This window comes from Lampropedia hyalina DSM 16112, from assembly GCF_900129055.1.
In the GTDB taxonomy this organism is placed as follows: Bacteria; Pseudomonadota; Gammaproteobacteria; order Burkholderiales; family Burkholderiaceae_C; genus Lampropedia; species Lampropedia hyalina.
Map to the genome: position 1 here is coordinate 58,582 of NZ_FQUZ01000012.1, position 18,860 is coordinate 77,441.

The following is an 18,860-nucleotide window of genomic DNA, read 5'->3' on the forward strand; positions in this document are numbered from 1 at the left end:
CGGCAGCCTGTCTCGGTCTTCACCCATTCCATCCCATGATTCTGGTCACCGGCGGCGCAGGCTTTATCGGCGCAAACTTCGTTCTGGACTGGCTCGCACACAGCGACGAGCCGGTGCTCACCCTCGACAAGCTCACCTACGCGGGCAATCTGGAGAATCTGCGCAGCCTCGAAGGCGATGCCCGCCATGTATTCGTGCAGGGCGACATTGCCGATGCCGCGCTGGTTCCCGCGCTGCTGGCGCAGTACCGCCCCCGTGCCATCGTCCACTTTGCGGCAGAAAGCCATGTGGACCGCTCCATCCACGGCCCGGCGGACTTCATCCAGACCAACATCGTCGGCACCTTCAACCTGCTGGAAGCCGCCCGCCAGCACTGGCTCACGCTGGAAGGCGCGCACAGGCAGGCGTTCCGCTTCCTGCACGTCTCCACCGACGAGGTCTATGGCACGCTGTCGGCCAGCGACCCGGCCTTCACCGAAACCAAGGCCTACGAACCCAACAGCCCGTACAGTGCCAGCAAGGCCGCCAGCGACCACCTGGTGCGCGCCTGGTTCCACACTTACGGCCTGCCGGTGCTCACAACCAATTGCAGCAACAACTACGGGCCGCACCACTTCCCGGAAAAACTCATCCCGCTGGTCATCACCCACGCGCTGGCAGGCAAGCCTCTGCCAATCTACGGCGATGGCCTGCAAATCCGCGACTGGCTCTACGTCAAAGACCATTGCAGCGGCATCCGCCGCGTGCTGGAAGCGGGCACACCGGGCGAGACCTACAACATCGGCGGCCACAACGAAATGGCCAACATCGACATCGTGCAGCGCATCTGCGCCCTGCTGGACGAACTGCGCCCGCGCAGCGACGGCCAGCCCTACGCCCGCCAGATCAGCTACGTCAAGGATCGCCCCGGCCATGACCGCCGCTATGCCATCGATGCCCGCAAGATGCAGCAGGAACTGGGCTGGACCCCGGCGGAAACCTTCGACAGCGGCATCCGCAAGACCGTGCAGTGGTATCTGGAACATCCCGACTGGGTGCAGAACGTGCAAAGCGGAGCCTACCGCGACTGGGTCGCCACCCAGTACGGACAGGCCGCACACGCTCAGGAACAGGGCCAGGCATGACCACCCCACAGACACAGCCCCACACCCTCAGCGACTTCGACTATGTGCTGCCGCCGGAACTGATCGCCCAGCACCCCACGGCCCAGCGCAGTGCCTCGCGCCTGCTCGATGGCCGCCACCTCCCACCTGCCGACCGCCACTTTCACGACCTGCCGCAACTGCTGCAAGCGGGCGATCTGCTCGTCTTCAATGACACCCGCGTGGTCAGGGCGCGCATCTTTGGCGAAAAAGCCAGCGGTGGCAAGCTGGAAATCCTTATCGAGCGCGTGCTGGGGGGCGACGAAGTCGCCGTTCACCTCAAGGTCAGCAAAAAACCGGCCATCGGTGGCCTGCTGCATCTGGCCGGTGGCCTGCATGATGGCGGCTTCGATGCCGTGCTGCTGGGACGCTACCCGCATGCCGATGGCCCGCTGTTTCGCCTGCGTCTCATCGGCCCGCCCGATGCCACACCCTGGAGCCTGATGGAGCAGCACGGCCACCTGCCGCTGCCGCCCTACATTGCGCGCCAGCAGGCCGCAGATTTCGACCCGGACGAAGCCGAGGACAACGAACGCTACCAGACCGTGTTTGCACGGGAACCCGGTGCCGTGGCCGCTCCCACCGCCGCGCTGCACTTCGATGCCGCCGTGCTGGAGCAACTGGCGCAGCGCGGCGTGCAACGCGCCAACCTGACCCTGCATGTGGGCGCAGGCACCTTCCAGCCCGTCAAGACCGAGAACATTGCCGAGCACCGGATGCACAGCGAGTGGTACCACATACCCGCCAGCACCGTACAGGCCATTGCCGACTGCAAGGCACGCGGCGGGCGCGTCGTGGCCGTGGGCACCACCAGCGTGCGCACCCTGGAATCCTGGGCACGCAGCGGCCAGACCGAGGGCGACACCCAAATCTTCATCACCCCCGGCTTCGACTTCCAGGTGGTGGACGTGCTCATCACCAACTTCCACCTGCCCAAGAGCACCCTGATGATGCTGGTCAGTGCCTTCGCCGGTTACACGCACATTCGCCAACTCTACGAACACGCCGTGGCCCAGCAATACCGCTTTTTCAGCTACGGCGACTCCATGCTGCTGGAGCGACAGCCACTGTCGGCCTCGCGCTGAGAGTGTGTTTACGATTTCATGGAGGTGCCGTACAGGTAGCATCGTCATTGCGGGCTTGGCCCGCAATCCAGTGACGACGTATCAAAAGAACACTTTGCTTCTCAATGGGATACCTTGTTACTGGGTTTCCGCTTTCGCGGGAATGAATGGTGCTTTTCTTGACTGAACAGCATTGTCCTGAGATCGTGAACACGTTCTTACAAGGGAGTTAGAATGCTTCTTACCATCGTCTTACACTTGGAGCATTGCATGCCCATTCGACCCGAAGTCACAAGATTGTCCAGCAAGGGACAAATCGTCCTGCCCGGTGCCATACGCCATGCGCGGCAGTGGGAAGCCGGAACCGAGTTTCTGGTGCAGGAAACGCCTGAAGGCGTGCTGCTCAAGCCTATTGCCAAGCCAGGTCAGGGCACGGCCCGCATCGAAGATGTCGCGGGTTGCCTCAAGCCGCGTCGCGCACAGGTCAGCCTGGATGAAATGAATGCTGCCATCGCCACGGAAGCCGCCAAACGTCATGCTCGCGGTCGATACTAACGTCCTCATCCGTTTTTTGGTCGATGATGATGCTAGGCAGCACCAGAGGGCCGTAGACTTGTTCCGGGCACACCGCATCTGGGTTTCCAGAACCGTGTTGCTCGAATCTGAATGGGTGTTGCGCAGTGCATTTGGCTTCGAGGCCAGGGAAATCGCCAGTGCCTTTGCTGGCCTGACAGCCCTGCCCAGCGTAGTCTGCGACGGAGCCGATGCGATTGCACAAGCTACCGAGGCACTGGCGGAAGGTATGGACTTTGCCGATGCTTTGCACCTGCAATGCGCCCACACCGCAGGCTGCGACGAGGGCTTTGCCACCTTTGATGCCCGTTTCATCAAAAAAGCAGCCAAACGCTGGACAACCATCAAAACCCGCACACCATGATGGCAATGTTGAGCTGAAAATACAGCAACGCATCTCTGGTCATAGCTGCACAGCAGGCCGCAACGGATAATAACTATCCGTTTGTTTTTTTATTGTGGAAAATATGACCAGATGAGTGGATGCGCAATGAATCGTTCGTTTGAAGTCAGAACTGAATGCGTACCACGCTTTCCGGAGTTTTGTTTTTCCAGCCGCTGCGGTCTCTTTTCACTGACACATACAGTACGTTGCGCTTGGTATCAAGGGCCAGATTGCTTGGGTGCGGAGGTAGTGCAATGGTTTGCAACAGCTTGTAGCTGTCACTCTCAAATACCATTAGTGTGCCACGGCCTTCTTCCACGCCGATGCCATTGAAGTTTGTCACGTAAAACCGTTGGCGTTCGCCATCCAGCAGCAGTGCCACCGGGTACTTGTCAGTGTCAGGGTCGGCATTTATCTTGCCTGTGGATGGATCGAGCACCACCACTTTGTGCCCGTTACTGCGTGGCGTGTACGGGTGCCCCAGGCTCTTGTTGCGAAGTTCGTTGCGGTTGTAGCCCTGATCGGTTCCCAGCAGGCGTCCGGAGGCAGGGTCGAACACCAGGTTCAGAAGCTGGTCGGCCTCCACTTCATGCGTTTTGACGAGTTCCAGCGTGGCGGCATCCACTTCCATGACCTGCCCCTGCTGATTGGATACGTAAACACGATTCTCCTTGGCATTCAGTGCAATGCCTATCGCATGAAAACCGAAGCCGGGAATGGTTTTTTCCGGTTTCAGGCTCTCCGTGTCAATCACATAAAGCACGCTGTTCTTGGCTGCAAAACCGGGAACGTACAGACGCTTGTGTCTGGCATCAATCACCAGTTCGCGCAGGTGGTGTGAATAGCGATCTTTGCCGTCCTCGCCTTTGATCTTCTGCGCCAATTGGATGGTATGGATGAGTTTATTGGCAGCGATGTCCACTACGCTGACTGCACCGTCAAAGCCGTGGCCTACATACAGGCGATCATTGGTTTCATCAAGGGCCACGCCAAAACCCTTGAGCGGCAGTTCGATCTCGGCTTGCACGGCGAGGGTTTCCGGATGCAGCCGCAGTACTTTGGACTTTTTTTCATCATCCCAGACAGGCGCAGCAGCAAATACGGCTTGCTGTTTTTCGCTGTAGGCCAGTTCATAAATGCTTGAATCAAATTCAGCGCGCTGGATTTGCACTGTGGTGCTTTCAACAACGGCATCGGGCGGGGCAGAAACAGCTTCGGTGCTGGCAAGCACTGTGCCGCAAGTCAGGGCAGCGGCCAGCAGCATGAGGGAGAGTGGAGAGGTTTTGCGCATAGGACTTGTGCTGATGAAATGGAATGAAGGGGCAATGGGAAACACCGTTGGTCAAAGGTGGCTGAAGCTCAAGGCTCAGATACGAGATACGGCACAACGGAAGCCCGCCAGGTTGTTGCGTGCAGTGGGTGGCTGGTGAATGCGATAGGCGGCCAGTGAAATCACGCTGCTGTGGTGCCATGAGCCACCTCGCAGCACACGCGATCTGCCATGTGCCGGACCTTGCGGGTTGCGCGCCTCGCCGACGGCGTAGTAGTCAGGCCCGAACCAGTCGGCAACCCATTCCCAGACATTGCCCGTCATGTCCAGCGCGCCATAAGGGCTGGCCCCGCTGGGGTAGTGGCCCACGGGTGTGGTTTTGGCAACGCTTTTGGCACTGTTGGAATGCTGTGCGTCAGCCCAATCATTGCCCCATGCGTACAGGCGCTCATCGGTTCCGCGCGCTGCTTTTTCCCATTGCGCTTCCGTGGGCAATTGCTTGCCGGCCCACTGGCAATAGGCTTGCGCGTCGTGCTAACTGACCTGCAAGACAGGGTGATTGCCGGCTTCCATATGGCTGTCAGCGCCCTGCGGTGAACGCCAGTTGGCTCCATCCACCATGAACCAGCCCCAGGTGCCGTCCTGTTCTCGCCGCACTGCGCCCTTGTTCTCGCGTTCTGCATCTGTCACGTGGCCGGTGGCCTGCACGAATTGGCGGAAGTCGGCATTGGAGACTTCCAGCCGATCGATCCAGAAGGCATCCAGCCACACCTGATTGCGCGGTGTGGCAACCCGGAACCAGCCTGCGCAATCCTCGCCCGCATCGCGTTCCTGAATGCAGGCGGCAACAAACCGATACATCGTTTCTTCGGACAAGCCCCTCCAGAACCAGCCCGCTGGCACATGGACCATGCCACCGTTTCTTTGCGAGTCGTCAGATTGCAACGTGGGCTGGGTGCAGGCCAGAAGCATGGTGACTGCGCAACAGGAGACCACAATCGATTGGTTGAAGTACTGTTTCATGCTGATCATTTCAGAAAGTGGGATGCTCAGAAATCCACCATGGCCGACAGCCTGAAGGTGCGTGGCGCACCGACCGTGGCAATGCTTGAGCCACCCACCCAGTACGTTTTATCGAAGAGGTTGTCGATGCCTGCACGCAACACCACCGGTTTGCCTGCGATGCGGGCGGCATAGCGTGCGCCAATGTCCACGCGCTGCCAGTCGGGAACCTTCAAGGTATTGCCGTCATTCAGGTATTGCGAACTGGTATGAATGAGGCGTGCACTGGCGGTCAGGCCAGGGATGGCAGGCAAGTCCCACTCTCCACCGAGATTGACGGCAAAGGGGGTCACGCCAGGTGCGTCATTTCCATCTTGCAGGCCATCCTGGGTCCGGGTCAGTCGTCCCTGGATATAGGTGGCTCCGCCCAGCACACGAACGCCTTGCGCCACTTCCCCGAATATCGACCACTCGACACCCCGATTGCGTTGTTCCCCATTGAGCAGCAGCGAAGGAGTCGGGAACGTGCTGTAGTCCACCAGCGTGCTGGGTTTCTTGATCTGGAAGGCACTCAAGGTATTGGTGAAATGGCCAAGTTCGAATTTGACGCCGACTTCCAGTTGCTCTGTTTTGTAGGGAGCCAAAACTTCCCCGGCATTCAGGTAGCTGGCACCCACCGTCGCGCCCTGCGTGAGTCCCTCTATGTAGTTTCCGTAGATCGACAAACCATCATGCGGCTTGAAGACCACGCCCACCATGGGGGTCCACGCATGCTTGTTGTAGCTGGAGGTCAGTGCGCCGGTTGCACCCAAGGTATCGACCTTTACGCTCTGTCTGCGCACGCCCAATGTCAGCAACAAACGATCATCCGCAAACCGAAGGGTATCGGCCAGGGCCAAACTGCGCAGCGTTTTATCACTGCCACTTAACGGTGCTCCTGGCGCGGCAGAGTAGGCCAGGGATTGTGAAGGGTTGTAGATATTGGTGGTCAGGCTTGCACTGTTGAACGCGCTGCGGGTTTCCCAATCGGTATGGGAGACACTTGCCGCCAAAGTGTGCGATATCGGGCCTGTGACGAAGTTGGCATTTACGCCTGTCTCAGCCACCGTGGTCTGTTCTTCCTGCCGCCACATGTAGCCCGTCAGCGAACCGCTGCCATCCGGCGTCATGTTATAGACAGTATGGGCAAGAACCCCATCATAGTCATACTCCCTGTAGCCCAACTTTGCATAGGCCGTCAGGTTGCGTGCGAGATCAACCTCGCCGCTGAAGATAACAGTCTGCGTTTCGTGATGCGCGTTGGCACCGGGTTGGATGTTCGTGCTGCCATCGGGGGGAGACAACACATCGTCAAGTCCCGTCATGTTGGCGAAGAACGGTGCGCCATTCTTTGACTTCTGATCCATTCGCATCACATCCAGCGCAAGGCGTGCCCGATCACCCCGATAGTCCAATGCAAGGGAAAAGTTGTGGCCCTGCTTTTTCTGCTCGTCGATGTAGGTTTCGCCATCGGTATAGCTGCCATTGAACCGCAGGCCCCATTGGCCGTCTGCGAAGCGCCGTGCCAGATCGATGTGCCCCTTCCACAAAGAGTCGGAATCCAGGCCCAAGGTCAGGCGGTTCAGTGGATCGTCACCGGCACGTTTGGTCTGCATGTTCACCGAACCACCAACGGCGCCATTGGGCGATATGCCATTGAGCAGAGCGTTCGGTCCCTTGAGTACCTCCACGCGTTCGACGAATTCGACAGGTGTTTCGGAAAAAGTCGGTGCCATGCCATAGAGGCCGTTGATCGAAATATCACTGCCTATGAGCTGGTAGCCGCGGATCTGCAGAAACTGATAATAGCCACTGGCAGGGGAAGACAGGCGCACGGATGGATCGTTCTGGACGACATCGCCTATGGTTTTGGCCTGCTGGTTCTCGATGAGTTCCGCCGTATAGCTGGTTTGGTTGAAGGGCGTCTCCATGATGTCCACATTGCCGAGCATGCCCAAGCTACCTCCTCGCGCCACCTGGCGGCCGACATGAACGGGCTGCAAATCGCCTGGTCTGCTTGGCACGGCCATAATCACCACTTCCGGCAAGGTTCCCGGCGTTGCCGTGCCTGCCTGCGTTGGTGCTGGAAGCTGCCGCAGCGCATAGCTGCCATTGGCTTGCGGCACAGCTGCCAGTCCGGTTCCCTGCAACAAGGCTTGCAAGCCTTGCTGGATGCTGTAACGTCCATTCAAGCCAAGGCTGCTTTTGCCCTGCACCAGTTCCGCATCCACTGCCAACGTGATGCCCGCATCGGCACCAAAGCGGGCCAATGCGCTGCTGAGTGCCCCGGCGGGGATGCTGTAGCTTCGGTGGTTGCTGGCTGTTTGCGCTGCGCCGCCAGCCTGCGCCCATGCCGTTTGCGGTTGAGCTGCTGCCACCAGCACCCCGGATACCAGCATGACGTGCAGCAGTGCAGCGAGCGGGCACAGAGCAAAGGCTTGGTGCCTGCGGGTATTGGCCGCCTCTTGCAGCGATGGGATGGCGGCAGGAAGTGTTGCCGCTGCGGTGCTTGTGTGCCGCCTGGGTTCGGTCATGTTCGTATCTCTCCAACAAACGCGCTTGCCGTGCCGCTGGCGGTGTCGGTGTGCGTTGCAAATTCAATAAGCCGTGCAAGCCCGGCACGCCAGCGCGTTGTCTGCACTGGCGGGATGGGGCATTGCCGATACGTTTTTTTTGAGAGAGATCACCTGCGTTGTTCTACAGGTGCGAGTTTGCCTTGGCCGGATGTGGTGCCTGCTCTGCGCTTTGCTTCGCGCGTGCGTGGGTGGCCTGGGTAGTTTTCGTTTTCCTCTCATCATCCAAACCCGACAACTGAGCGAAAACCGGAACTGGATCGGCAACAAATTTTGTAATGATTTGTTTAGTCCGCTTCAATGCTGATCCACCACGGCAGTGTTTGCTGGACGCGCACGGGCAGAACCGTCTCCAGCACCTGGAGCGAGCGTGGCACATCGTCCAGCCTGAAGCTGCCAACCACGCGCAGGTGTGCAATTTCATCGGCAAGGCCGATATGTCCCCGGTAATAGCGGCGCAACTCGGCGACCAGTTCTGCCAGTGTCATCCGGTGGGCTTGCAGCACACCGTTGGCCCAACTGTCGCCATCGGGCAAAGCAGATGCGGCGGCCAGAATGGTCTGGTCATTGAAGTGGACTTGCTGACCACTTTGCACAAGCCGCGAATCGCTTGCTTGTGCAGGGTGTACCCTGACGGCACTTTCAAAGACGGTAAGGCGGGTTTGCTCATTCAGCAGCCGCACAGAGAAGCGTGTTCCCAATGCCTGCATGCGTCCGTGGAGGGTGTCCACTACAAACGGGCGGTTTACTGCATCGGCAGCCGTGGCGATCAGCACTTCTCCCTGTACCAGTTCGATACGGCGCAGCCCCGCGCTGTAGTCGATGTTGATGGCACTGGCGGTATTGAGCCAAACCTGGCTGGCATCGGGTAGAGTCAGGGCGTGAATGGTGCCCGTGGCGGTGTGATGGTCAGCATGCCAGGCAGTTACCTTGCCTTGCAGGCCAGTGTGACGCCAGACGGCCCAACTGATGCTCCCCAGTCCAATGAATGCTGCAAGGCTGAGCAATTTGCGGCGTTGGGAAATACGTTGGTGTGCATCAATCAGTTTGTCGGAGACTACATCCTGATTGACTGCCTTTTGCAGTTGGGCCATGTCCTGACTGACAGCATCCACATAGCTCCAGGCCTGCTGGTGCGCTGGTGCTGCGGCCAGCCAGCTTTGCCAGCGTAAGCGGTCTGCGTCCGTTGCATTGCCGGAACTCAACAAGGCAAACCACTCTGCCGCCTGCTGCATGACAGCATGCGGAGGGATTGATGGCGGTGGCATGTAGGGCTTCACGGTATGCAGCACACTTTGGATGAATGCTCTGCGGTGCTGTTTATAGTGGTTCGATCTGGTTACGCCGGTATTCCGCCTTGAGCATCATGCAGGCGAGCATGCCCTGGGCGACGTGCTTGCGTACCATGCGGGTGCTCAAGCCCAGCTCCAGGGAGACTTCGACTTCGGTCATGCCCTGGATGACCGCATGGATGAAGACCTGTGGTCCCTTGCCGGGCAGTCCCATGATGACCTGACCGATTTCCTGCAAGGTTTCCAGCACGATGGCCTGATGTTCGGGCGAGGGGGCGGTGTTTTCCGGTTGGGCGGCAAGTGTTTCCAGCCATGCCTGTTCCAGTTCCCGCCGGTGCCAGAGGTTGATGCACAGGCCCTTGGCGATCTTGCCGAGATAGGCCCGTTCGTGCGGGAGCGAGTCGAAGGCGAGGGGCTGTGCAGGTTTTTGGAGAGCAGACGGATGAAAACGTCGTGCGCGAGATCGGCTGCGTCAAACTCATTGCCCAGCCGGTGTTGCAGCCATGCCAACAACCAGCGATGGTGATCGCCGTAGAGCTTTTGCACATCGAGCGGGGCTGGCGAGGCGGGCATGGGACTGAACCTGTGATTGAGTAATGATGAAACTCATCCGCATTATTGCATGCTGGGGTGGCCATCGATGTGGTGGTCGGCGGGCCATGCTGAATTTTGCGCCCGCGCCCGGCCACTCGCCCTTACAATGAAGGGCATCCACAGCAAGAATCATGCCTTTCATGCAAAAATCCCTTTCGCGCCTGTGTGCCTCCCTGCTCGTCGCGCTGCCTGTGGCACTGGCGCATTTCTCCGTCCACGCGCTGGCTTCCGACCGCAACCAGCCGATGAACATCGAAGCCAACAACCTGCGCCACGACGATGGCAAGCAGGAGACGGTGTTCAGTGGCAAGGTGCTCGTCACCAAGGGCAGCATTGTGCTGCGCGGTGAAACCCTGACGGTGCGGCAGGCGGCAGGCGGCCAGCAGCGCGGCACCATTCAGGGCAGCAAGAACGAGCGCGCCTTCTTCAGCCAGAAGCGCGATACGCCCAAGGGCGCGCCCGCCGAAACCGTGGAAGGCCAGGCACAGACGATTGAATACAACAGTGCCACCGATGAGGTGCGCCTGGTCAATCAGGCCCAGTTGCGCCGCTATCGGGGTGGCAGCCTGAACGACCAGATCACCGGTTCGGTGATTGTGTACAACAACCGCACCGGCTTCTTCTCGGTGGACGGTCAGCAGCAACAGGGCGGGCGGGTGCGTGCCATCATCGGGGCCAGTCCGGAAGCGGACGGCACTTCCCCGGCCCGGCTGCAATCCAGCCCTGCCATTCAGTCCGGTCAGTAGTCTCTGTTGCCCACCATGACCCTGGACGCTTCTTCCCCCACCGCCACTGCATCGCCTGCCAGCAGCCTGAAGGCGATGCACCTGAAAAAAACCTACGGTCGCCGCACCGTGGTGCACGATGTGTCGCTTGAAGTGCTCAAGGGCGAAGTCGTCGGCCTGCTTGGCCCCAATGGTGCGGGCAAGACCACATCGTTCTATATGATCGTTGGGCTGGTGCCCAGCGATGGCGGCGACATCACCATCGATGGCCAGTCGATTGCCCGCCTGCCCATTCACAAACGCTCACGCCTGGGGCTGTCCTACCTGCCGCAGGAGGCATCCATCTTCCGCAAGCTCACCGTGGAAGAGAATGTGCGTGCCATTCTGGAGCTTCAGGTGGACGAGAATGGCAAGGCCCTCGACAGGGCCACCATCGATGAGCGGCTGGAAGGGCTGTTGCAGGAGTTGCGCGTCGATCATCTGCGTGCCTCCTCCGCGCTGTCGCTCTCGGGTGGCGAACGCCGCCGCGTGGAGATTGCCCGCGCGCTGGCCACCCGTCCGCGCTTCATCCTGCTCGATGAACCCTTTGCCGGCGTGGACCCGATTGCCGTGATGGAAATCCAGCGCAGCATTGCCTTTCTGCGCGCGCGTGGCATCGGTGTGCTGATTACCGACCACAACGTGCGCGAAACCCTGGGCATCTGCGACCATGCCGTCATCATCAGCGAAGGCCGGGTGCTGGCGCAGGGCACGGCCGATGCCATCATCGCCAACCCGGATGTGCGCCGGGTCTATCTGGGCGAACATTTCCGCATGTAGGCCGCACACCATGAAACTGGGCGTTTCCCTTCGCACCTCGCAGAATCTGGCACTCACCCCGCAGTTGCAGCAGTCCATCCGGCTGCTGCAACTGTCCACGCTCGAAATGGAGCAGGAGGTGGAGCAGATGCTGGACGAGAACCCGTTTCTGGAGCGCGAAGGCGAAGAGGGCGGCGACACCGAACTTCCCGTGGCAGCCGATACCCCAGCCGTCGAAACGCCCACCGATTCATTCGCCGAGGAAGCCCCCGCCGAAACCGACCTGCCCGGCAACTGGGAGGGCGAGGACATCCCCAGCCAGCCCGATGCCAACCAGAGCGACTGGGACAGCGACTGGCTGGGCAGTGCCTCGCCCGGTTCCGGCTCTGGCAACCACGACAACGATGGCGACGACATCGACCCCGCCACCCTCAAGAGTGCCCACGTCTCGCTGACCGAGCACCTGCACCAGCAGGCCAGCGAGTATTTTCTGGAGCCCGCCGCCCGCTGTGCCCTTGACTACCTGATCGAATCGCTCAACGAAGACGGCTACCTTGAGGACGACCTGCAAGACCTGGCCCTGCCGCTGGCGCGCAACCTCGATGAAGTGGACGAATTGCTGCACCACTTCCAGCGCGCGCTCAAGCTGTTGCAGACCTTCGAGCCAGCCGGAGTGGGTGCGCGCGATCTGGCCGAATGCCTGCAACTGCAATTGCGCAACATGGAGCGCGAGGAATACCCGGATGCCGCCGCGCAAACGCTGGAGCTGGCCATGCGCATCTGCCAGCAGCCGCTCGATCTGCTGGCGCGGCGTGACATTCGCACGCTGGTGCAACTGACCAAGGCCAGTGCCGACGAGGTGCGCACGGCCCTGTTGCTGATCGCTCGCCTTGAGCCGAAACCGGGCCGACGCTTTGCCGATGTGGAGCGCAACATCATCATTCCCGATGTCATCGTGCGGGCCAGCAACCGCCGGGGCACGGAATTCAGTGTGCAACTCAACCCGGACATCATGCCGCGCCTGCGCATCCACGATGTCTATGCCAACGCACTGCGCAACCACGGCAGCGGCAGTGGCGAACTCCAGCAACGCTTGCAGGAAGCGCGCTGGTTCATCAAGAACATCCAGCAACGCTTCGACACCATCCTGCGGGTGTCGCAGGCGATTGTGGAGCGGCAGAAGAATTACTTCATCCACGGGGCAATGGCCATGCGCCCGCTGGTGTTGCGCGAGATTGCCGACGAACTGGGACTGCACGAATCCACCATCTCCCGCGTGACCACGGCCAAGTACATGGACACGCCGCACGGCACCGTGGAGCTGAAATACTTCTTCGGTTCCGGGCTGGACACCGAAACCGGCGGCAGCACCTCCAGCACGGCGGTGCGCGCACTCATCAAGCAACTGATTGCCGCCGAAGATGCCCGCAAGCCCCTCTCGGACAGCAAGCTCTCCGACCTGCTCAAGGACCAGGGCATCGAATGCGCCCGCCGCACCGTGGCCAAGTACCGCGAGTCCATGCGCATTGCCCCGGCCAGTCTGCGCAAGAGCCTGTGAGGGCGTTCTGAGTCGTTGCCGTGCTTGCATGTGGGGATGCTCCCGATCCATCTGCCGGATCAGTACACGCCACGCGTATCAGTTGCCTCCTTCCATGGGGTGATGTGTGAAAAGCAGCGACACCCCCAGCAGCATGAGTGCCAAGCCGATTACCTTGTCCACCATTGACTGATGTGCGAGCAGGCGACAGCGCATCCTTGGGCTGGAGAAGAAGAACGCTACGATGCCAAACCATATGATGTGTGCAACCGACATGAACAGCCCATAGGCAAAGTTCAGCATCATCGGCGCGTCGGTACGAACAACCTGGGTATAGGTTGCCACCACGAAAAGCATGGTTTTAGGGTTGAGCGCGTTTGTGAAGAATCCCATGCGAAACGCTTCCCAGCCAGAAGGAGCATGGCGGGGAGTCTCTCCCAACGCAACAGGAGCTCTGTTGCGAAACGACTGGTAGCCCATGAAAATCAGGTAGCCAGCCCCTGATAGTTTCATGATTGTGAACAAGGTCGGTGAACTGAAAATGATGATGGCGATACCGAAAACGGTATACATGACATGCACCTGCACTCCGCAGCCGATACCCAAAGCCGAAATCAGGCCGGTGCGTGCGCCAAAGGCATAACTGTTGCGAGTCACCATAGCGAAATCGGGGCCAGGACTTATCACTGCCAGAATCGTGATGGTGGCAACTGCCAGTAATTCGCTCATATGAAAACCTGCTTGTAAGTTGTGGATGAAAATGGGATGGTTGGTTATCTGGTGTAATATTTTTTCGCGATGATTTTGCACAGATTCACTATTTCTGTCAGGTCTTCCCCCTGTGTATGAAAATATCGGGGTTGGTGCTCTACATGTACTCTTTCTGTCATCTTGAATTTCCATTTTTTATTCTTGCGATGGAAGTGAGTATCACGTGCTTCATGGATCCTGAAAAACGATTTATAGTGACCCATATCTGTTAGATTTCATCGACTTCATGCAAATCCCTCATCTTGCCGCGTTCCGTTTTTTCGAGGCGGCGGCCCAGACTGGCAGCTTCGTCAAGGCAGCAGAGCAACTGCATGTGACGCATGGGGCAGTCAGTCGGCAGATTCGCCAACTGGAAGAGGCGTTGGGTGTGGAGTTGTTTGACCGTCGCAACCGCGCAGTCTTTCTCAACGCGGCAGGGCGTACATTGCATGCAGTGACATCGTCAATGTTCGAACAGTTGGAGGATGTGGTTCGTCGCCTGGAGTCCCGGCGAGATGACATGCTCGTTGTTTCATGTGAACCCACTCTGGCCATGAAGTGGCTGATTCCAAGGCTATCGGCCTTTCACCAAACCCAGCCTGACATCAATCTGCATTTGATGGCTGCCGGTGGCCCGATTGACTTTGCGAGAACAGGGGTGGATCTGGCGTTGCGAAGAAACGACTTTCAGTGGAGCAGTGAGGTCTATGCAGAGAAAATCTGCGATGAATGGATGGGGCCAGTCTCCCGAGCCAGACACACACCAAAAGGTGGCCTGAAAAATACAACGTTGCTTCACTCAAGCAGTCGCCCGAAGGCCTGGGCGACATGGAGCCGCAATGCGGGCATGAGCATTGACCGCAGTGCGCGGGTGGATTACGAACATTTTTACTTGTGCATGCAAGCGGCAATGTCAGGTCTGGGGATTGCCCTGGCATCCTTTCTGATGGTTCAGGATGAACTCAAGAATGGCCAACTCCATGCACCATATGGCTTTATCCATGACGGTTCCAGTTATTTCCTGCTGTCGCCGGAGCCATTTGGCAAACCAGAAGATAAGCGCGAACGATTCAGGCAATGGTTGGTCACGGAGGTCAGTTCATGTTTGGGACCCCATCACGACGCATGAAGTCTTTCGCCAGTGAGGTTCCCACGCAGGAGCGCGGGAACCATCAGGCCATCGAGCAAGCTGGCAGGCTCAGCCCGTGTTGCGCAGGGCGGCGGCGATGCCGTTGATGGAGATGTGGATGGCGGTCTGGGTGCGTTCGTCCGTGTCACCGGCGCGCCAGCGGCGCAGCAGTTCGACTTGCAGGTGGTGCAGCGGGTCGATGTAGGGGAAGCGGTGGCTGATGGAGCGTGCCAGGCCGGGGTTGCGCGCCAGCCGCTCTTCGTGCCCGGAGATGATGGTCAGGGCATCCACCGTGCGCTGCCATTCCTGGGCGATCTGGGTGAACACCTGCTGGGCGAGTGCCTGATGGGGCACGAGTTCGCTGTAGCGGCGTGCAATGTCCAGGTCGCTCTTGGCCAGCACCATGTCGATGTTGGAGAGCAGGGCGCGGAAGAACGGCCAGTCGGCCCACATGCGTTGCAGCAGTTCCAGCCGCTGGGCCTGCTGGGGCAGATCGCCTTCCAGAAAGGCTTCCACCGCCGAGCCAAAGCCATACCAGCCCGGCAGGGTCAGGCGGCTTTGTCCCCAGCCGAAGCCCCAGGGGATGGCGCGCAGGTCTTCCAGCCGCTGGCCGGGCTTGCGCGAGGCCGGGCGTGAGCCGATGTTGAGTTCTGCGATTTCGCGCACGGGCGTGGCGTTGAAGAAGTAGCTGGCGAAGTCGGGGGTTTCGTACACCAGTGCGCGGTAGGCGGCAAAGCTGGCATCGGAGAGCGATTGCGCGGCCTGCCGGAAGGCGGCGGGCACGGCCGGGGCGTTGGAGAGCAGCGAGGCTTCCAGCGTGGCCGCGACCAGAATCTCCAGGTTGCGGCGGCCAATGTCGGGGTTGGCGTATTTGGAGGCGATGACTTCGCCCTGTTCGGTCAGGCGAATCTGGCCGCGCACGGTGCCGGGCGGTTGTGCCAGGATTGCGTCGTAGCTGGGGCCGCCGCCGCGTCCGACCGCGCCGCCGCGTCCGTGGAACATGCGCAGGCGGATGGTCTGGTTGTGCCGGGTGCTGAGGGTTTCAAAGCACTGCACCAGGGCTTCTTCGGCGACATAGAGTTCCCAGTTGCTGGTGACGATGCCGCCGTCCTTGTTGCTGTCGGAGTAGCCCAGCATGATGTCCTGCTCGGAGCCGGAGCGCAGCACCATGTCGGCCACGCCTTCGGTGGCGTAGTAGCCCTGCATGATGGCCGGGGCATGGCGCAGGTCTTCGATGGTCTCGAACAGTGGCACGACGATGAGCGCGGCACGCGCCTGATCGCGCAGCAGCCCCTGCACCAGGCCGACTTCCTTGAGCAGCACCAGCACTTCCAGCAGGTCGCTGACGGCCTCGGTGTGGCTGATGATGTAGTGGCGGATGGCGGCACTGCCGTAGGCATCGTACACCTGCCGTGCGGTGGTGAAGATGGCCAGTTCCGAGAGGGTCTTGCTGGAGTAGGGCACGCCGGGAACGCGCAGGGCACGCGGGTCGTTGAGCAGGCGGGTCAGCAGGGCGCAGCGGGCGGCTTCGTCCAGGCTGCTGTAGTCCGGCTCCAGGCAGGCAGTGCGCAGCAGTTCGGCCAGCACGGCTTCGTGCTGGTCGGAGCTTTGGCGCATGTCCAGCGTGGTGAGGTGAAAGCCGAATACTTCCACCTTGCGCACCAGCGGCAGCAGTCGCTGGGGCAGCAGGGCACTGCCGTGGTGAACGCGCAGGGATTGGATGATGGTTTGCAGGTCGTCCAGCAGTTCCTGGGGGTGCGGGTAGGCGGGCAGGGTGTGGCGCACGGACAGGGGCGGCTGTTCGCCCGCCAGTTGCTGCAAGGTGGCGGCCAGCCGGGCGTAGATGCCGGTGAGGGCGCGGCGGTAGGGTTCGTCACTGCGGTGTTCGTTGCTGTCGCCGGAGGCATGGGCCAGTTCCCGCAGGGCATCGCTGACCCCGGCGCGGCGTTCGGAGATGGACAGTTCCACGCCCAGCGCATTGACTTCCTGCAAGTAGTGCCGCAGGGCCACCGCCGATTGCCGACGCAGGGCATGTGCCAGTGTGGGGGCGGTGACGTTGGGGTTGCCGTCGCGGTCGCCGCCAATCCACTGGCCCATGCGCAGGAACGGGGCCAGCCGCAGATGCCCCAGCCCTTGTTCCAGTTCGTCGTAAATGCGGGGGATTTGCTCCAGGAACGTGATGTTGTAGTAGTTGAGGGCGTTTTCGATTTCGTCCTCCACCGTCAGGCGCGAGTAGCGCAGCAGCCGCGTTTGCCACAACTGGGTGATGCGCGCGCGCAGGGCCTGCTCGTTGCTGCGCAGACGCTGGGGCAGGCGCATGTCGGGTTCGTCGGGTGTGTTGGCCTCCTCCAGCCACTGGTTGCGCTGTTCCAGCAGTTGCGCAATGGCCGATTCGGCCGCCAGAATGCTCTGGCGTTGCACTTCGGTGGGGTGGGCGGTGAGCACGGGCGAGACGTGGGCGACCTTCAGCGTATCCTGCACTTTGTCGGCCGAGATGCCTGCTGCTTCCAGCTTCTCCAGCGTGTTGGCCAAGCTGCCCACCGAGTGTTTGCCGCGCCGTTCGTAATATTCGCGCCGACGCAGAAAATGCCGGTCTTCGGCCAGATTGGCCAGATGGCTGAAGTAGGTGAAGGCCCGCACCACGGTGACAGTCATGTCGCTGCTCAGGCTCTCCAGCAGGTGTTGCAGGGCCTGGGCGTTGCCCGCCTGTTCGGGTGCGTTGCCCCGGCGGTCGGCCACGGCCATGCGGCGGATCTGTTCGATGAGGTCAAACGCGGCCAGGCCTTCCTGCTCGCGGATGACATCGCCCAGCAGCCGCCCCAGCAGGCGGATGTCTTCCAGCAGCGGTTGCTCTTTGGGGTTGTGTTGGATGTCGTTCAATGGGATGCTCCTTGCTTGTGGTTCATGTGGCGGCTGTCGGCGGTGTGGGCCAATCCACGTCACTGCCGCGCCGCTTTTGTTGTTTTCGAGGCCATTCGAGCGGTGTTAGCATCGACGGGCCTCCATGCCATCTTAAAGAATTTCTCCATGCCCATTTCCCAACCGCAACCGATTCCTGCGCCGCTGGTCATTGCCACGCGCGAAAGCCGTCTGGCCCTGTGGCAGGCCGAGTTTGTGCAAGGCCTGCTGCAAGCGCGGGGGCGGGCCGTCCAGTTGCTGGGCATGACCACGCGCGGCGACCAGATTCTGGATCGCACCCTCAGCAAGGTGGGTGGCAAGGGACTGTTCGTCAAGGAGTTGGAGCAGGCACTGGCCGAAGGCCGTGCGCACCTGGCCGTGCATTCGCTCAAGGATGTGCCGATGGAGCTGCCCGAAGGCTTTGTGCTGGCCGCTGTGCTGGAGCGCGAAGACCCGCGCGATGCCTTCGTCTCCAACGACTACGCCACGCTGGACGACTTGCCGCCGGGGGCGGTGGTGGGCACGTCCAGCCTGCGGCGGCAGGTGCTGTTGCAGCATCTGCGCCCGGATTTGCGCATCGAGCCGTTGCGCGGCAATCTGGATACGCGGCTGCGCAAGCTGGACGAAGGCCAGTACGCGGCCATCGTGCTGGCCACCGCCGGGCTGCTGCGCCTGAAGTTGCAGCAGCGCGTGCGCATGGTGTTTCCGGTGGCGCAGATGCTGCCTGCGGCCGGGCAGGGCGCGCTGGGCATTGAGGTGCGCAGTGGCCAGCAGGCACTGCTCGCACTGTTGCAGTCGCTGGCGCACCGCCCGACCTGGCTGGCCACGGCGGCCGAACGCGCCGTCAGCCGCACGCTGGGGGGCAGTTGCTCGGTGCCGCTGGCCGCCCATGCGCAGTGGAGCCAGCCCGATGGCGCGCAGGCCGGGCTGCTGCAACTGGATGCGGCATGGGGCGACCCATCGGGCCGCACCGCGCTGCTGCAAACCTGCGTCACCGCCCGCGTGGACGATCTGGCCCAGGCGGAGCAACTGGGGCAGCGGGCCGCGCGGCAATTGCTGGAGGCCGGGGCGGTGGTGGCTGTGCCCTGA

The 18,860-nt window shown here is 60.8% G+C and carries 16 protein-coding genes and 1 pseudogene; 9 read left to right on the top strand and 8 right to left on the bottom strand.

Annotation, left to right across the window (positions count from 1 at the left end; all coding sequences use genetic code 11):
• Positions 1–35: 35 nt before the first annotated feature.
• The 4 genes from rfbB to BUE21_RS06560 all read left to right on the top strand — a co-directional run bounded on the left by rfbB (position 36) and on the right by BUE21_RS06560 (position 3,143).
• Entirely contained in the window at positions 36–1,124 is a 1,089-nt protein-coding gene (rfbB, locus tag BUE21_RS06545; RefSeq protein WP_073355888.1) for a dTDP-glucose 4,6-dehydratase, read from the top strand.
• Positions 1,121–2,227: a tRNA preQ1(34) S-adenosylmethionine ribosyltransferase-isomerase QueA gene (gene queA, locus BUE21_RS06550; protein ID WP_073355889.1), complete on the top strand. Its 1,107-nt coding sequence runs from the start codon at positions 1,121–1,123 to the stop codon at positions 2,225–2,227. Before rfbB ends, queA begins: the two co-directional genes overlap by 4 nt.
• 249 nt (positions 2,228–2,476) lie before the next feature.
• Positions 2,477–2,761, top strand: coding sequence for an AbrB/MazE/SpoVT family DNA-binding domain-containing protein (locus BUE21_RS06555; protein WP_073355890.1), 285 nt, complete (start codon positions 2,477–2,479; stop codon positions 2,759–2,761).
• Complete coding sequence (locus tag BUE21_RS06560; protein ID WP_073355891.1) at positions 2,742–3,143, top strand: type II toxin-antitoxin system VapC family toxin; 402 nt, start codon at positions 2,742–2,744, stop codon at positions 3,141–3,143. Before BUE21_RS06555 ends, BUE21_RS06560 begins: the two co-directional genes overlap by 20 nt.
• Positions 3,144–3,288: 145 nt before the next feature.
• On the opposite strand, the gene BUE21_RS06565 is transcribed toward BUE21_RS06560, so the two are convergent.
• The 6 genes and pseudogenes from BUE21_RS06565 to BUE21_RS15175 form a co-directional block, all read right to left on the bottom strand.
• Positions 3,289–4,455, bottom strand: coding sequence for a YncE family protein (locus tag BUE21_RS06565; RefSeq protein ID WP_084522972.1), 1,167 nt, complete (start codon positions 4,453–4,455; stop codon positions 3,289–3,291).
• Positions 4,456–4,530: 75 nt separating this feature from the next.
• Positions 4,531–5,466: pseudogene (locus BUE21_RS14945) on the bottom strand (formylglycine-generating enzyme family protein).
• A gap of 17 nt (positions 5,467–5,483) precedes the next feature.
• The gene (locus BUE21_RS06580; protein ID WP_084522974.1) at positions 5,484–8,009 is read right to left on the bottom strand and encodes a TonB-dependent receptor; all 2,526 of its coding nucleotides are present in this window, start codon (positions 8,007–8,009) and stop codon (positions 5,484–5,486) included.
• A gap of 326 nt (positions 8,010–8,335) precedes the next feature.
• Complete coding sequence (locus tag BUE21_RS06585) at positions 8,336–9,283, bottom strand: FecR domain-containing protein (RefSeq protein WP_159435817.1); 948 nt, start codon at positions 9,281–9,283, stop codon at positions 8,336–8,338.
• Between the two features lie 85 nt (positions 9,284–9,368).
• Entirely contained in the window at positions 9,369–9,590 is a 222-nt protein-coding gene (locus BUE21_RS14950; RefSeq protein ID WP_234971071.1) for a sigma factor-like helix-turn-helix DNA-binding protein, read from the bottom strand.
• Entirely contained in the window at positions 9,497–9,913 is a 417-nt protein-coding gene (locus BUE21_RS15175; RefSeq protein WP_407656055.1) for a sigma factor, read from the bottom strand. The genes BUE21_RS14950 and BUE21_RS15175 overlap by 94 nt, the downstream gene beginning before the upstream one ends.
• A gap of 161 nt (positions 9,914–10,074) precedes the next feature.
• On the opposite strand from BUE21_RS15175, the gene lptA reads away from it, so the two are divergent.
• The 3 genes from lptA to BUE21_RS06605 are packed head-to-tail and all read left to right on the top strand — an operon-like array spanning position 10,075 to position 13,015.
• Complete coding sequence (gene lptA / locus BUE21_RS06595; RefSeq protein WP_073355894.1) at positions 10,075–10,680, top strand: lipopolysaccharide transport periplasmic protein LptA; 606 nt, start codon at positions 10,075–10,077, stop codon at positions 10,678–10,680.
• Positions 10,681–10,695: 15 nt separating this feature from the next.
• Positions 10,696–11,478 carry an LPS export ABC transporter ATP-binding protein gene (gene lptB / locus BUE21_RS06600; protein ID WP_073355895.1) on the top strand — a complete coding sequence of 261 codons (783 nt, stop codon included), beginning with the start codon at positions 10,696–10,698 and terminating at the stop codon, positions 11,476–11,478.
• A gap of 10 nt (positions 11,479–11,488) precedes the next feature.
• Positions 11,489–13,015 carry an RNA polymerase factor sigma-54 gene (locus BUE21_RS06605; RefSeq protein ID WP_073355896.1) on the top strand — a complete coding sequence of 509 codons (1,527 nt, stop codon included), beginning with the start codon at positions 11,489–11,491 and terminating at the stop codon, positions 13,013–13,015.
• Positions 13,016–13,093: 78 nt separating this feature from the next.
• Here the strand turns inward: BUE21_RS06605 and BUE21_RS06610 are convergent, their stop codons facing one another.
• Positions 13,094–13,897: a LysE family translocator gene (locus BUE21_RS06610; RefSeq protein WP_456152027.1), complete on the bottom strand. Its 804-nt coding sequence runs from the start codon at positions 13,895–13,897 to the stop codon at positions 13,094–13,096.
• Positions 13,898–13,991: 94 nt separating this feature from the next.
• On the opposite strand from BUE21_RS06610, the gene BUE21_RS06615 reads away from it, so the two are divergent.
• Complete coding sequence (locus BUE21_RS06615) at positions 13,992–14,873, top strand: LysR substrate-binding domain-containing protein (RefSeq protein WP_073355898.1); 882 nt, start codon at positions 13,992–13,994, stop codon at positions 14,871–14,873.
• A gap of 69 nt (positions 14,874–14,942) precedes the next feature.
• On the opposite strand, the gene ppc is transcribed toward BUE21_RS06615, so the two are convergent.
• Complete coding sequence (ppc, locus tag BUE21_RS06620; RefSeq protein WP_073355921.1) at positions 14,943–17,744, bottom strand: phosphoenolpyruvate carboxylase; 2,802 nt, start codon at positions 17,742–17,744, stop codon at positions 14,943–14,945.
• A gap of 156 nt (positions 17,745–17,900) precedes the next feature.
• Here ppc and hemC point away from each other — a divergent pair, with 156 nt between their 5' ends.
• Entirely contained in the window at positions 17,901–18,860 is a 960-nt protein-coding gene (gene hemC, locus BUE21_RS06625) for a hydroxymethylbilane synthase (protein WP_073355899.1), read from the top strand.

Excerpts from the sequence above, each read along its gene's own strand:
- BUE21_RS06560 (WP_073355891.1), top strand. The coding sequence starts at position 2,742 with ATGCTCGCGGTCGATACTAACGTCCTCATCCGTTTTTTGGTCGATGAT.
- BUE21_RS06615 (WP_073355898.1), top strand. The coding sequence starts at position 13,992 with ATGCAAATCCCTCATCTTGCCGCGTTCCGTTTTTTCGAGGCGGCGGCC.
- BUE21_RS06610 (WP_456152027.1), bottom strand. The coding sequence starts at position 13,897 with ATGGAAATTCAAGATGACAGAAAGAGTACATGTAGAGCACCAACCCCG.
- BUE21_RS06565 (WP_084522972.1), bottom strand. The coding sequence starts at position 4,455 with ATGCGCAAAACCTCTCCACTCTCCCTCATGCTGCTGGCCGCTGCCCTG.
- BUE21_RS15175 (WP_407656055.1), bottom strand. The coding sequence starts at position 9,913 with ATGCCCGCCTCGCCAGCCCCGCTCGATGTGCAAAAGCTCTACGGCGAT.
- BUE21_RS06580 (WP_084522974.1), bottom strand. The coding sequence starts at position 8,009 with ATGACCGAACCCAGGCGGCACACAAGCACCGCAGCGGCAACACTTCCT.
- BUE21_RS06555 (WP_073355890.1), top strand. The coding sequence starts at position 2,477 with ATGCCCATTCGACCCGAAGTCACAAGATTGTCCAGCAAGGGACAAATC.
- BUE21_RS06585 (WP_159435817.1), bottom strand. The coding sequence starts at position 9,283 with ATGCAGCAGGCGGCAGAGTGGTTTGCCTTGTTGAGTTCCGGCAATGCA.
- lptB (WP_073355895.1), top strand. The coding sequence starts at position 10,696 with ATGACCCTGGACGCTTCTTCCCCCACCGCCACTGCATCGCCTGCCAGC.
- queA (WP_073355889.1), top strand. The coding sequence starts at position 1,121 with ATGACCACCCCACAGACACAGCCCCACACCCTCAGCGACTTCGACTAT.
- rfbB (WP_073355888.1), top strand. The coding sequence starts at position 36 with ATGATTCTGGTCACCGGCGGCGCAGGCTTTATCGGCGCAAACTTCGTT.
- BUE21_RS06605 (WP_073355896.1), top strand. The coding sequence starts at position 11,489 with ATGAAACTGGGCGTTTCCCTTCGCACCTCGCAGAATCTGGCACTCACC.
- lptA (WP_073355894.1), top strand. The coding sequence starts at position 10,075 with ATGCAAAAATCCCTTTCGCGCCTGTGTGCCTCCCTGCTCGTCGCGCTG.
- hemC (WP_073355899.1), top strand. The coding sequence starts at position 17,901 with ATGCCCATTTCCCAACCGCAACCGATTCCTGCGCCGCTGGTCATTGCC.